This window comes from Pseudomonas sp. F9001, from assembly GCF_013385435.1.
Lineage (GTDB): Bacteria > Pseudomonadota > Gammaproteobacteria > Pseudomonadales > Pseudomonadaceae > Aquipseudomonas.
Genome location: NZ_JACAPX010000017.1, coordinates 57,353 through 70,947 on the forward strand (window position 1 = coordinate 57,353; position 13,595 = coordinate 70,947).

Below are 13,595 nucleotides of genomic sequence, written 5' to 3' on the forward strand. Positions count from 1 at the left end.
GGCTTGAGTGTTGAAGAGCAACAGCAAAATCAAAAGCGGGCACGGTTCAATGTGAGAGCTGGCTTGCCTGCGATGGCATCAACTGGGTGTGCCTGATGTACCGAGTTGTCTGCATCGCAGGCAAGCCAGCTCCCACAGAAAAGCAGAGTTACCTGAATAACGGATATGTACCCCATCTGATCCTGAAAACCCCGACCGCACTCGTTCAGCGAACGGCATTAGGCTTCAACCCGCGCAACAACAACTCCAGACCTTGCAAGGCTTCTTCCAGCCGCGCCCCTGGGTGTTCATCCTGGGCGATCCACAGCGATGCGCTTACCAGGCTGCCATTGATCAGCCTCGCCAGCGCCTGGCTGCACGCCTGCTCGACTAGGTCCGCCTGCATCAAGTCATCGAGCAAACGGCGCAGCGAGTCCACGCATTGCTGCTGGTCAGTTGCGCCCAGCACCGCCGGGGCATCCTGCAATACGATGCGCTGGACCTCGGGATCCTGAGCCATGCGCAAATAAACCCGGCAGCGCTCGCAAAACCCTTCCCAAGGGTTGTCAGCCTGTTCCGAGACACGTTGCAGGCTCGCGTCCATTTCACCGTCGAGCTGCGCAACCACTGCCGCGAGCAAGCCTTTCTTGTCGCCAAAATGATGGTACAACGCACCCCGGGTCAGGCCGGCGCGAGCGGTGAAATCGTCCATCGACGTCTGGGCGTAGCCTTGTGTGGCGAAGGCCTGGCGGGCGCTGGCGATCAGGCGGGCGCGGGTGTCTTCGATCATGTCGGCACGGGCTCGGCTCATGGGTAAGGCTCACAATAGGTGATTGACATACGACGCGTATGTTACGCATGATTTGTCACATACGCACCGTATGTATTTTGCCCCGAAAACCTCGAATAGCAAGTTTCAGGGCGCTCAGGAAGAGGTTACACACCATGGCAAACCCCTACGCCGAGCTGTTCCAGGCGCCAGGTTCCAGGGCTTTTGTATTGGCGGGCATGCTGGCCCGCATGCCGATCTCCATGACCGGGATCGGCTTGATCACCATGCTGTCGCAAGTGCACGGCGGTTACGGTTTGGCCGGTGCGGTGACCGCTACCTTCGCCCTGGCCACCGCGTTTTGCGCGCCCCAGGTCTCACGGTTGGTGGACCGTTATGGCCAGGGCCGGGTGTTGCCGGTGGCCGCGTCCATCGGCGGCGGCGCGCTGTTGCTGCTGTTGCTCTGCACCCGGGTGCAGGCGCCAACGTGGACGCTGTTCGTCTTTGCCGCCCTGGCCGGCTGCATGCCCAACATGTCGGCCATGGTGCGGGCGCGCTGGACCGAGCTGTATCGCGGCCAGCCCAAACTGCAAACGGCGTTTGCCCTGGAGTCGGTGCTCGACGAGGTGGTGTTCATTATTGGCCCGCCGGTCTCGGTGGGTCTGTGCGTGCTGCTGTTCCCCGAAGCGGGGCCGTTGATTGCCGCGCTGTTTCTGGCAGTGGGCGTGACCGCCTTTGTGCTGCAACGCCAGACCGAGCCACCGGTGCATGAACATCACGCCGAGCACGGCCGTTGGCTGATTGCCTCGCCCTCGGTGTTGATCCTGATGGTGCTGTTGATGGCCATGGGCATCATCGTTGGGGTGGTGGATGTGGTCAGTGTCGCGTTCGCCCAGCATCAGGGCCAGCCCGCCGCGGCGAGCATTGTATTGTCGGTATACGCCATCGGTTCGTGCCTGGCCGGGCTGGCGTTCGGTGCGCTCAAGTTGAAAGCACCGCTGCCGCGCCAGTTCTTGTACTGCGGCGTGGCCACCGCCGTGACCACGCTGCCGTTGTTGCTGGTGACGAATATTCCGGGGTTGGCGGCCGCGATCTTCATCTCCGGCCTGTTCTTCGCCCCGACCCTGATCGTGTCCATGGCCCTGGTGGAACAAATCGTTCCGCCCAGCCGCTTGACCGAAGGCATGACCTGGCTGATCACCGGCCTGAGCATCGGCGTGGCCATTGGTGCTGCCAGCTCCGGCTGGATGATCGACCGCTTCGGCGCACCCAGCGGGTTCTGGGTGGCGCTGGCGGCGGGTGCGGTGGTGCTTGGGGCGGCGGTGCTGGGGTATCGGCGGTTGGGGTGATTACCCGGTCACCAGTGCGCCGCGATGTTGCAGGAATTCGTTCAGCGCCTGGCGCGTGAGATCGTTCAACGTGACTTTTTGCCGGGTCGCGGCAAGCGCGGCGGCCAGGTGGAGTTCATGGCCGACACGGACGTTGAACGAACCCTTGCAGGGCTTTTCCGGTGCTTGCCCAAGGGCCTGGCAGGTCTCGATGTAGTCGTCCACGGCGGTGCAAAAGGCGGCGTCCAGTTCGGCGACGGTTTTGCCCTCGTAGCTGACCAGGGCCTTGATGAAAAGCAGCTTTCCGAACAGGCAGTTGTCTTCGATGCTGGCTTCGATGGAGCCGATGTAGCCTTTGTGTTTCAGCTGGTTGTTCACTGAATCAGTTCTCCTGATTTCAATTGTTCGATGATCTGACGCCGAATGTAGTGTTTCAGTTCGTTGCCGGGGTGAGGCTTGTGCAGGGTGATCATTGCACTGGGGTCGCCTATGTCGAACCTGACCCGGCTACCCGCCCCTTCGATTTGCGTGTATCCCAGGCGCCGCAGCAGCGTGACGAGTTCGGGCCAGGTAAAGGCCGATTGCTCATTGAGCAGTTTGGCCAGCAGCTTTTCATTTTTCGACACGGCGACTCTCGCCTGCAACTAAATGTAGTTGCAATTGATGGGTTGCGTCAATGATAGGACAGCCGCGCCGAGCCTCTCGGTGTTTGATGTAACCCTTGATGACACCGTGGTCTGCGCCCCCAATCCCCCGCTAATTTTTCCCTTCCGGATTCGTTTTATAGGGACGACGTGCCTTTGTGCTTCCTGCCTATTGCCCCGGATCCCAAGAAATGAACGCTGAAGACTCCTTGAAACTTGCTCGCCGGTTTATCGGGTTGCCCCTGGAAAAACGCCAGATGTTCCTCCAGGCGCTGCACAAGGAAGGGGTGGATTTTTCCCGGTTTCCGATCCCGGCAGGGGTGGAGGCCGAGGACCGGCAGGCGCTGTCCTATGCGCAGCAGCGGATGTGGTTTCTGTGGCAGCTGGACCCGGCCAGTGGCGCCTATAACCTGCCCGGCGCGGTACGGCTCAAGGGCGCCTTGAGCCTGCCGGCGATCGAGCAGGCGTTCGCCAGCCTGGTGGCCCGCCATGAGACGTTGCGCACGGTGTTCCAGCGCCAGGCGGATGATCGTCTGTTGCAAGTGGCCGCACAGTCGCCGCTGGTTGTCGAACAGTTGGACTTCAGCGCCCTGGCACCCGCCGAGCGTGAGCAGGCGGTGATGCAGGCCGCTACCCGTCAGTCGCTGTTGCCCTTCGACCTGGCCAACGGCCCGCTGCTGCGGGTGCAATTGCTCAAGCTGGCCGATCAGGAACACGTGCTGCTGCTGACCTTGCACCACATTGTGTCCGACGGCTGGTCGATGAACGTGCTGATCGACGAGTTCATTCGCTGCTACGACGCCCATGAGCGCAACGAGCCGCCGCAACTGCCGGCCTTGCCGATCCAGTACAGCGACTACGCCCTGTGGCAGCGCCGCTGGCTGGAGGCCGGCGAGCAGGCTCGTCAGCTGGAATACTGGCAGGCACGCCTGGGAGATGAGCACCCGGTACTGGAACTGCCCATCGACCATCCACGCCCGGCGATGCCCAGCTACCAGGGCACCCGGCATGACTTTGCGATTGATCCGGCGCTGGCTGCGCAGTTGCGCAGTTGCGCGCAAAAACACAATGTGACCTTGTTCATGTTGCTGCTCGGCGCGTTCAACGTGCTGCTGCATCGCTACACCGGGCAGGGCGACATTCGGGTTGGCGTGCCGATTGCCAACCGCAACCGCAGCGAAGTCGAAGGGCTGATCGGTTTCTTCGTCAATACCCAGGTGTTGCGCACCGAACTGACCGGGCAAACCCGCGTCGACGAGTTGCTGCAAGGCATCAAGGAACACGCGCTGGGCGCCCAGGCCCATCAGGAATTGCCCTTCGAACGCCTGGTAGAAGCCTTGAAAGTCGAGCGCAGCCTGAGCCACACGCCGCTGTTCCAGGTGATGTACAACCATCAGCCGCAAGTGGCGGACATCGCCGCGGTCAACACCGCCTCCGGGCTTGAACTGTCCCTGGTGCAATGGCAAGGCCGTACCACCCAGTTTGACCTGAGCCTGGACACCTACGAGAAGTCCGGCACCCTGCACGCCGCGCTGACCTATGCCAATGACCTGTTCGACGCCGCCACCATCGAGCGCATGGCCCGGCACTGGCTCAGCCTGTTGCAGGCGATGGTCGCCGATGGCAACCAGCGCATCGGTGAACTGCAGATGCTCGCCGCCGCAGAGCAGCACGTGCTGGTGCATGACTGGAACCAGACGGCCGAGGCGTACCCGACCGAACGTGGCATCCACCACCTGATCGAAGACCAGGTACAACGCACTCCGCACGCCGTTGCCCTGGTGTTCGGCGCGACGCAGTTGACCTACGCGCAGCTCGACGCGCGCGCCAACCAGTTGGCCCATGCCCTGCGCGAGCAGGGTGTTGGCCCGGACGTACTGGTGGGGATCTGCATCGAGCGCTCCATCGAAATGGTGGTCGGCCTGCTGGCGATTCTCAAGGCCGGCGGCGCCTACGTCCCGCTGGACCCTGAATACCCCCGCGAACGCCTGGCTTACATGATCGAAGACAGTGGCATCGGGCTGCTGCTCAGCCAGCAGAGCCTGCTGTCGACCTTGCCGGTCGACGGCATCCACGTCATCGCACTCGACCAGGCACAAGGCTGGCTCGACGATTACGGCCGCGAGCCTCTGGCCGTCAACGTGCACGCGCTGAACCTCGCCTATGTGATCTACACCTCCGGCTCCACCGGCAAGCCCAAGGGCGCAGGCAACAGCCATCGTGCGCTGGTCAACCGCCTGTGCTGGATGCAGCAGGCTTATGGCCTGGATGCCAGCGACGCAGTGTTGCAGAAAACCCCGTTCAGCTTTGACGTGTCGGTGTGGGAGTTCTTCTGGCCATTGATGAGCGGCGCACGGCTGGTGGTCGCAGCACCCGGCGAGCATCGCGAGCCGGCTCGCCTGATCGAGACCATTGGCGAGCACGCTATCACCACGCTGCACTTCGTACCGTCGATGCTGCAGGCATTTATCCACGAGCCGGGCGTGCAGGCCTGCGCCAGCCTCAAGCGCATCGTATGCAGTGGCGAGGCGCTGGCGCTGGATGCGCAGTTGCAGGTGTTCGCCAAGCTTCCGGGCGCCGGGTTGTACAACCTCTACGGCCCGACGGAAGCGGCCATCGACGTCACCCATTGGACCTGCATCGACGAAGGTGCCGACAGCGTGCCCATCGGCCGCCCCATTGCCAATCTGGGAACCTACATCCTCGACGCGCAACTCAACCCTGTGCCGGCAGGCGTCAGCGGTGAGCTTTACCTCGGTGGCACCGGGCTGGCCCGCAGTTACCACCGCCGCGCGGCTCTCACCGCCGAGCGTTTTGTGCCGTGCCCGTTCAATGACGGTGCGCGGCTGTACCGGACCGGCGACCGGGTGCGCCAGCGCGCCGACGGTGTGATCGAATACCTCGGCCGCCTCGATCATCAGGTCAAGCTGCGCGGCCTGCGTATCGAGCTGGGTGAAATCGAGACCCGCCTGATGCAACACCCGCTGGTGCGCGAGGCCGTGGTGCTGGTGCAGGGGGGCAAACAGTTGGTTGCTTACCTGGTGCTGGAGGGAGGCGAGCCTGCCACGCCGTGGCAACCGGAGCTCAAGGCGTGGCTGTTGAACAGCCTGCCGGAATACATGGTGCCCACCCACCTGATGACGCTGGTGAAGCTGCCAGTGACCGCCAACGGCAAGCTCGACCGCAAGGCCTTGCCGTTGCCGGACGCTGCGCCGCAGCAGGCGTTTGTGGCGCCGGAAAATGACCTGCAAAAAGCCTTGGCGGCGATCTGGAGTGATGTGCTGGCCATTGAGCAGGTCGGCCTGGAAGACAACTTTTTTGAGCTTGGCGGTGATTCGATCATCTCGATCCAGGTGGTCAGCCGTGCGCGCCAGGCGGGGATTCGCCTCAGCCCCCGCGACCTGTTCCAGTACCAGAGTGTGCGCAGCCTGGCGTTGGTGGCGAGCTTTGACCAGGCCAGCACGATCGACCAGGGCCCGGTCAGCGGCGAGGTGATCCTGACTCCGGTGCAGCAGGGCTTTTTCGAACAGGCGATCCCGGCACGTCAGCACTGGAACCAATCGTTGTTGCTCACGCCGCGCGAGCCGCTGGTGGCCGAAGCACTGGACGTCGCACTGACCCGGCTGATCAACCACCACGATGCCTTGCGCCTGCGTTTTGTGAAGGGCGCCGATGGCTGGCAACAAGCCCACACGGCCCCCGTCAGCGAGTCCGGCCTATGGCAGGCAAGTGCCGCCACCGACAGCGAATTGGCCGCATTGTGCGAGGAGGCCCAGCGCAGTCTCGACCTGCAGCAGGGCCCGCTGCTGCGTGCCGTGCTGGTAGACATGGCCGACGCAAGCCAGCGCCTGTTGCTGGTGCTGCACCACTTGGTGGTGGACGGTGTGTCCTGGCGCATCCTGCTGGAGGACCTGCAGCAGGCTTACCGCGCGCCTGCGCAGTTGCCGGGCAAGACCAGCGCCTATCAGGCTTGGGCGCAGCACTTGCAGGCCCACGCGCGAACGCTGAATGGGCAACTGTCGTATTGGCAGGCACAGTCGGGCACGGCCGATTTACCCTGCGACAACCCACAGGGCGGGTTGCAAAATCGCCTGGGGGAAAAGATCGAAACCCGCCTCAACCCCGAGCTGACCCGCCAGTTGCTGCAACACGCGCCGGCGGCGTATCGCACCCAGGTCAACGACCTGCTGCTGACAGCCCTGGCACGGGTGGTCAGCCGCTGGAGCGGGCAGGACGCAGCGTTGATCCAGCTCGAAGGCCATGGCCGTGAAGACCTGTTTGAAGCGCTGGACCTGACCCGCACCGTGGGCTGGTTCACCAGCCTGTTCCCGGTGCGCTTGCAGGCGCAAGGCGAGCTGCCGGCGGCGATCAAGTCGGTCAAGGAACAACTGCGCGCAGTGCCGGACAAGGGCCTGGGCTACGGATTGCTTCGCTATCTGGGCGAGCCTGAGGCGCGTGAAGCGCTGGCCGGGTTGCCGGGGCCGCGTATTACGTTCAACTACCTGGGGCAGTTCGACCGTCAGTTCAATGACTCGGCGATGTTCGTGCCGGCCAGCGAAAGCAGTGGCCAGGCCCAGGACGGCGAGGCACCGCTGGCCAACTGGCTGACCCTGGAGGGCCAGGTGTATGGCGGTGAGCTCGCGTTGCAATGGGGCTTCAGCCGCGAGATGTTCCAGGCCGCTACCGTCCAGCGCCTGGCCGACGATTATGCCGTCGAGTTGGCAGCATTGATCGAGCATTGCTGCGCTACCCAGGCGGGGCACGTCACGCCGTCCGATTTCCCGCTGGCCCACCTGACCCAGCAGCAACTCGACGCGCTGCCGGTAGCAGGGCCGGCCATCGACGATATCTACCCGTTGTCGCCGATGCAGCAGGGGATGTTATTCCACACCCTTTACGAGCCCCAGGCACAGGCCTATATCAACCAACTGCGCCTGGACATCGAAGGCCTCGATTTGCTGGCTTTCGGCCGTGCGTGGCAGTCTGCGCTGGATCGGCATGACATCCTGCGCAGCAGTTTCCATTGGCTGGGACTCGACAGTGCCCATCAAGTGATCCATCGCCAGGTCGACCTGCAGTTGCAGGTGATCGAGGCGGTCGACGCCGACCTTGACGCCCTGGCCGACGCCGAGCGCGAGCGCGGGTTTGATTTGAGCGTCGCACCGCTGTTCCGTCTGACGCTGGTGCGTGGTGCCGGCAGCGGCTGGCATTTGATCTACACCAGTCATCACATCCTGATGGATGGCTGGAGCAACGCACAGCTGCTCGGCGAAGTCATCAGCCATTACGCCGGTCAGGCGCTGCCAGCGCCCCTGGGGCAATTTCGCGACTACCTGGGCTGGCTGCAGCAACAATCGTCAGCGGCGGACGAGGCCTTCTGGCGCGCCAGCCTGGCCCCGGTGCAAGCCCCGACGTTGTTGGCCGAGGCCCTTCGCCCACCGGTGGACGGCGCAGGCATGGCCGACCATCAGGCGGTTCTCGACAGCACGTTGACCACCACCCTGAGCGAGTTCGCCCGTCAGCAAAAAATCACCCTCAACACCCTGCTCCAGGGAGCCTGGAGTGTGCTGCTGCAACGCTACACCGGCCAGCCGTGCGTCGTGTTCGGTGCCACGGTCGCCGGGCGTTCCGCGCCGCTGCCAGGTATCGAGCAACAGCTGGGGCTGTTTATCAATACCTTGCCGATGATCAGCACACCCGCCCCGGCGCAACAGGCCGCCGCCTGGCTGGGCGAGTTGCAAGCCTTGAACCTTGGCCTGCGTGATCACGAACATGTGCCGCTGTACGACATTCAGGGGTGGGCCGGCCAGCAGGGCGCGGCGCTCTTCGACACGTTGCTGGTGTTCGAAAACTTCCCCGTCGCCGAAGCGCTCAAGCAGGGCGCGCCCGCTGGCTTGTCGTTTGGCCAGTTGCACAACCACGAGCGCACTAACTACCCGTTGACCCTGGGTATCGAGCTGGGCAGCAGCCTGCGCCTGGAGTTCAGCTATGACCGGGCGCGTTTCAGCGAGGCCCAGGTCGCCCAGCTGAGCGCCAACCTGCAACACCTGTTGGTGCAACTGGCGGCAGACCCTGGCGCCAGCCTTGGCAGCCTGCAATTGCTCGATGAGCCTGGCCGTCGCGCCATGCTTGGCCTGAGTCAATCCCGGGCGGCAAGCACCCGTCATCACGGGTTGGTCCACGAGCGCATCGCCGCCCAGGCCCAGGCCACTCCGGCTGCGCTGGCGGTACTGGCGGGCAGTCAACGCTTGAGCTACGGCGAGCTCAATGAGCGGGCCAACCGCCTGGCTCATCGCTTGCTGGAGCACGGCGTTGGCCCCGGCCGGCGCGTCGGCCTGGCTGCGCGACGGGGCCCGCAGTTGATCGTCAGCCTGCTGGCGGTGCTGAAAAGCGGCGCGGCCTATGTCCCGCTGGACCCCAAATACCCCAACGAACGCCTGGCCTACATGTTGGCGGACAGCCGCCTGGATCTGTTGCTCTGCGAAACCGGCCTGCTGGCAGATTTACCGTTGCCCGCATCGTTGACCCGCGTGGACTTCACCGCGTCGGGTGAAGAACTGGCAGCTTACGCCTGCGGCAACCCGCCAAGCCATGCCGTCGCCGCCGACCTGGCGTATGTGATCTACACCTCCGGCTCCACCGGGCAACCGAAGGGTGTGGCGATCGATCACGCCGCCCTCGGCCAATTCTGCGAGAGTGCCGAAGACTACAGCGTGCTGTCCTGCACGGACCGGGTGCTGCAATTCGCGACATTCAGCTTTGATGGTTTCGTCGAGCAATGCTACCCGCCGCTGTGCGTCGGTGCTGCGCTGGTCATGCGCGGTGACGAACTGTGGGATGCGGGGCAACTGGCTCGGGAAATCGTAGAGCAGGGCGTAACCCTGGCCGACTTGCCGGCAGCCTATTGGTACCTGTTAGCCAAGGAGTGTGCCGTCGATGGCCGTTCGCTGGGCAACTTGCGCCAGGTCCACGTAGGCGGTGAGGCGATGTCGGTTGAAGGCCTGCGAGCCTGGCATGACGCCGGGCTGGGCAAGGTGCGCCTGCTCAACACCTACGGCCCCACTGAGGCGACCGTGGTGTCCAGTGTGCACGACTGCCAGTTGGCGGATGCCAGCGATGCGTTCGGCATTCCGATTGGCCGGGCCATCGCGGGTCGTGCGCTGTATGTGCTCGACAGCGCCTTTGAGCTGCTGCCCGTCGGCGGTGTCGGTGAGCTGTACATCGGCGCTCCGGCCGGCCTGGCCCAGGGCTATTTTGACCGTCCCGCGTTGACGGCTGAACGCTTCCTGCCGGACCCGTTTGCCGGTGTGCCGGGTGCGCGCCTGTACCGCAGTGGCGACCTGGCCCGTTACAACCAACATCATGCCCTGGAGTACGTGGGGCGGATCGACCATCAGGTGAAGATCCGCGGTTTGCGCATCGAAATGGGCGAAATCGAAGCGTGCCTGCAAGCCCTGCCGCAGGTGCACGAAGCCGCGGTGATCGCCTACGAAGGACCCACAGGCGCGCAGTTGGTGGGGTATGTGGTAGCCGCCCAAGGCGTAGCCACCGAGTCTGCTGACCTGGCCGCCATCCTGGCTCAATCACTGCCCGACTACATGGTGCCGGGCCATTGGGTGTGGCTGGACGCGCTGCCGTTGAACAACAACGGCAAGCTCGACCGCCGCGCATTACCTGCGCCGGACCTGAGTCAGCCTCGGCAGGCCTACGAGGCGCCTCACAGCCCGTTGCAGATCCAGTTGGCGGCGATCTGGCAGGCGGTGTTGCAGGTAGAGCGCGTCGGCGTTAATGATCATTTCTTCGAGCGTGGTGGCCATTCGTTGCTGGCGACCCAGGTTATTTCCCGGGTGCGGCATGCGCTCAAGCTTGAAGTGCCTTTGAAAGCGTTGTTCGAGCATCCGACACTGCTGGCTTTCGCCGCCGCGTGCGCGGGTTTGCAGGTGCAGGAAAGCCTGCCCATGCTGGCCCTGGAACGCGGCCGGCCGATGGCGCTGTCATCGGCCCAGGAGCGCCAGTGGTTCCTCTGGCAACTGGACCCCGACAGCGCGGCCTACCACGTGCCCACCGCGCTGCATCTGCGTGGCAGCCTGAATGTGGCGGCACTGGAGCAAGCGTTCCAGGCGCTGGTGCAGCGTCATGAAGCCTTGCGCACCACCTTCGTCGAAGAAGGCGAGCAGACCTGGCAGGTGATCCAGCCACGGCGGGCCCAGGTGGTTGAACAGCAAGCCGTGGATGTCCACGGGATTGCTGCAGCCGTTGAGCACGAAATCCAGCGTCCGTTCGACTTGCTCAACGGCCCGCTGATGCGCGTCAAGTTGCTGAGGGTGCAGCCTGACCATCACGTCCTGATCATTACCCAGCACCACATCATTTCCGATGGCTGGTCGATGCAAATCATTGTCGACGAGTTGATCCAGTTCTACCGCGCGTTCTGCGCGGGCACCGAGACCGCCTTGCAAGAGCTGGCGCTGCAGTACGCCGACTATGCCGTCTGGCAGCGCCAGTGGATGGCCGAGGGCGAAAGCGCCCGGCAACTGGCGTACTGGCGTGAGAAATTGGGCGGTGAGCAACCGGTGCTGGAGCTGCCCTTCGACTTCCCGCGTCCGGCCGAACAGAGCTTGCGTGGTGCACGCCTGGACTTCAATTTGCCAGCGGAACTGGCGTCTGGCTTGCAGGTCCTGGCGCAACGCGAACAGGTGACGTTGTTCGTGCTGTTGCTGGCTTCATTCCAGATGCTGTTGCACCGCTACAGCGGGCAAGGCGACATCCGTGTCGGCGTGCCGGTAGCCAACCGTAATCGCATGGAAACCGAAGGCCTGGTGGGCTTCTTCGTCAACACCCAGGTGCTGCGCGCCGAGTTTGACAGCCAGGCTTCGTTCAGCGATCTGCTGCAACAGGTTCGTCAGTCGGTGCTCGACGCCCAGACTTACCAGGACTTGCCGTTCGAGCAGTTGGTGGATGCTCTGCAACCCCGGCGCAGCCTTAGCCACAGCCCGCTGTTCCAGGTGCTGTTCAATCACCAGAACCGTGAGACTGGCGCGGCGCAGTTGCCAGGATTGTCGATCGAGGGCGTGGCCTGGGACAGCGGCACGTCCCAGTTCGACCTGAGCCTGGACACCGGCGAAGTGGCCGGCGGCCTGGCGGCGTCCCTGACGTACGCCACCGATCTATTCCAGCGCAGCACCATTGAACAACTGGCGCACCACTGGCAGAACCTGCTGCACGCTATCGTCAGCCAGCCTGGGCAGGCTGTCGCGCAGTTTGCGCTGCTGGACGCCGATGAGCGCCAAACGATCCTGCGGGACTGGAACAGCCTCGAACTGAGTGGCACTTTCGAGGGGGGCTTGCATGAGCTGATCGAGGCTCAGGCCCGGAAGGCACCTGACCAGTTGGCGATGATCTTTGGCGCCGAATGCCTCGACTATAGCCAGCTTAACGCACGTGCCAATCGCCTGGCCCGCCGCCTGCGTGAGCGCGGCGTAGGGCCGGAAGTGCGGGTGGGTGTGCTGCTGCCTCGCTCGGTGGAAATGGTTGTGGCGTTGCTCGCGACGCTCAAGGCCGGCGGCACCTATGTGCCCCTGGACCCCAACTATCCGGCCGACCGATTGGCCTACATGCTGGAAGACAGTCAGGCCCGGTTGTTGCTGACGGATGCCCAAGGCATGGGGGGCGGCCTTGAGGTGCTGCAGGTGCCCTCTGAAAGCGTTGACCCGCAACACCCCGATTGTGCCGACCTGCCAGCCCTGGCGAGCGCTGATAATCTCGCCTATGTGATCTACACCTCGGGTTCGACCGGCAAGCCCAAGGGTGTTGCCATCAGCCATCGCAATGCCGTTTCACTGATTCAGTGGGCCCAGGGTGTCTACCGTCGCGAGGACTTGCAGGGGGTATTGGCTTCAACCTCGATCTGCTTCGACCTGTCGGTGTGGGAGCTTTTTGTCACCCTGGCCAGTGGCGGCTTCTTCATCCTGGCTGAAAATGCCCTGGCGCTGGCGGATTTGCCGGCGCGGGACCGGGTTACCTTGATCAACACCGTGCCCTCGGCGATTGCTGCGTTGCACCAGGCCGGGCAGATTCCCGACAGCGTGCGCATCATCAACCTCGCCGGTGAGCCACTGAAGCAGTCGCTCGTGGATGGGCTTTACCAGCAGGCCACGCTGAAGCATGTGTATGACCTGTACGGGCCCTCCGAAGACACCACGTATTCGACTTACGTACGCCGCACAGCGGGTGGCCGGGCGAGCATTGGCCGACCGCTGGCCGGTACCGACAGCTATGTGCTGGACGCACAGTTGGAGCCGGTGCCGGTCGGCGTGGTCGGTGAGTTGTACCTCGCCGGCGCCGGGATCGCCCGGGGCTACCTGCTGCGCCCGGACCTGACGGCGGAGCGCTTTGTGCCGGACCCGTTCGGCGATCGCGCAGCTCGGCTGTACCGCACCGGTGACCTAGTACGCTATCTGGCCGATGGCGAAATCCAGTACGTGGGACGCATCGATCATCAGACCAAAGTGCGTGGGTTTCGCATCGAGCTGGGCGAAATCGAGAAGCGCCTGCTGCAACATGTCGCTGTCCACGAAGCCGTGGTGGTGGCCCATGAAGCGCAGAGCGGCACTCGTCTGATTGCCTATCTGGTGTTGGAGCCTGGGGCACAGTCCGGTGTGCAAGACGATGTGCGTGTCTGGCTCAAGAAGACGCTTCCGGACTACATGGTGCCGGCCCAGATGGTCATCCTTGATCAACTGCCGTTGACACCCAATGGCAAGCTCGACCGCAAGGCCTTGCCGGTGCCGGAGCTACAAGGTTCCCATGCGCTGCATGTAGCGCCGCACAGCGAGCTGGAACGCCGTATTGCGGCGATCTGGCAGGACGTGCTCA

5 protein-coding genes are annotated in these 13,595 nt (G+C 63.7%); 2 read left to right on the forward strand and 3 right to left on the reverse strand.

Annotated elements, in window-relative coordinates; translation table 11 throughout:
- Nucleotides 1-205: 205 nt before the first annotated feature.
- Nucleotides 206-790, reverse strand: coding sequence for a TetR/AcrR family transcriptional regulator (locus HX818_RS19140; RefSeq protein WP_177020560.1), 585 nt, complete (start codon nt 788-790; stop codon nt 206-208).
- 134 nt (nt 791-924) lie between these two features.
- Between HX818_RS19140 and HX818_RS19145 the strand changes: the two genes are divergently transcribed.
- Complete coding sequence (locus HX818_RS19145) at nt 925-2,097, forward strand: MFS transporter (protein ID WP_102369571.1); 1,173 nt, start codon at nt 925-927, stop codon at nt 2,095-2,097.
- On the opposite strand, the gene HX818_RS19150 is transcribed toward HX818_RS19145, so the two are convergent.
- Both HX818_RS19150 and HX818_RS19155 read right to left on the reverse strand, forming a co-directional pair.
- Entirely contained in the window at nt 2,098-2,454 is a 357-nt protein-coding gene (locus HX818_RS19150) for a type II toxin-antitoxin system HicB family antitoxin (RefSeq protein ID WP_087695354.1), read from the reverse strand.
- The gene (locus HX818_RS19155) at nt 2,451-2,702 is read right to left on the reverse strand and encodes a type II toxin-antitoxin system HicA family toxin (RefSeq protein WP_063028501.1); all 252 of its coding nucleotides are present in this window, start codon (nt 2,700-2,702) and stop codon (nt 2,451-2,453) included. Before HX818_RS19155 ends, HX818_RS19150 begins: the two co-directional genes overlap by 4 nt.
- A 209-nt stretch (nt 2,703-2,911) precedes the next feature.
- On the opposite strand from HX818_RS19155, the gene HX818_RS19160 reads away from it, so the two are divergent.
- Nucleotides 2,912-13,595: non-ribosomal peptide synthetase (locus HX818_RS19160; RefSeq protein WP_177020561.1), on the forward strand; the 10,684-nt coding region annotated here is incomplete at its 3' end.